At 48.2% G+C, this 1,111-nt stretch carries 1 protein-coding gene; it reads right to left on the bottom strand.

The features are described from left to right. Window positions 1-4: 4 nt before the first annotated feature. Window positions 5-1,111: RHS repeat domain-containing protein (locus ACM6IO_RS27890; RefSeq protein ID WP_414912613.1), on the bottom strand; the 1,107-nt coding region annotated here is incomplete at its 5' end.

Raw genomic sequence — 1,111 nt, 5'->3', positions numbered from 1 at the left:
ATTGTTATTGACTTCTGATTGAAACCACTTGTCTATTAGCTCGAATGCGAGCAAAGAGTTTTTTTGAAGTGGATTCTTTTTTGGCCGCCACTATCTCGTGGGGGCCGGTCGGAACAACCGCAACAACAAAATCCGTATAGCCCCCCGTTACCTCTTTCGTCACAGCCGTGGCTCTCAAACCCACCTCATCCATCAACCTCTGTGTCGCTTTGCCGTTCGGCGTTTCAGCGAAAAAGACTTTGTATAATTCCTCGCTACCGCTTTGAAGTTCAGCTGTTTTGCTCAGCGTCATATCATTTAAGACTTTAGACCGCCTAATTACACTCGGAAGATAGTTAAGATCCGCAACTAAACGTATCTGCGCTCTACTAACATCATTTAAAAACACACCTCCTGAGTCAGAGTATTTATAGTTACTCTTAAACTCCCATTCACTTTTTGTAAATATATTAAAAAACTTACTAGATTTCTCAAGCAGTGAATGCATAGGCGAAGTTACAATCGATCCGATTCTTTCATTTATTTTATGATCAAAGTTCTCCATAACCTGGTTCGACCTCCCTTGCGATGCAGCGTCTGCCAATGACAAGCAGCTTTCTAAATAATCAACACGGTAGTACACCGGCTGCCCACCAACAGGCGTTGTCTGTTGGTGCTCTGAGACAGGCGCCTTGGTTTTTTCTTGAGGTTTCTCAACAATCGAGACAGGAGCCAACCCTTGATAATCACTAAACCCCAGCGGACAGTTTCTGACCATCCTGTAGAGATTCATTCCATCAATCGCCCATAAAGGATCTGGACTCAACCAGCGCTGCAACCAAGGCACGTAATACCTGAACCCATAGTAATAAAGCCCCGTCGCATCCTGCTCTTTCCCCGAGTAGCGCACCGTTTTATAGCTGACCTGCACTGCCTCGCCGTTACTCCATGCCGTGCCGCCAAACGGGTAATACCTTTCCTGGGTGATGACGTTGGCGTCCTGATCCAGTTCCTGCGCGCTCGACCCCAGATGGTCCGTCAGGCTGTAGCGTTGCTGATCGTTGTTGATCTCGCTCGGTCTCCTCGCCTCCCAGTGCAACACCCGCACGCTGCCACGCCCGGTCGCCACGTC

The sequence above is a fragment of the Pseudomonas sp. IT-P44 genome (assembly GCF_949768225.1).
Classification (GTDB): domain Bacteria; phylum Pseudomonadota; class Gammaproteobacteria; order Pseudomonadales; family Pseudomonadaceae; genus Aquipseudomonas; species Aquipseudomonas migulae.
This window is presented reverse-complemented; position numbering and strand designations above follow the sequence as displayed.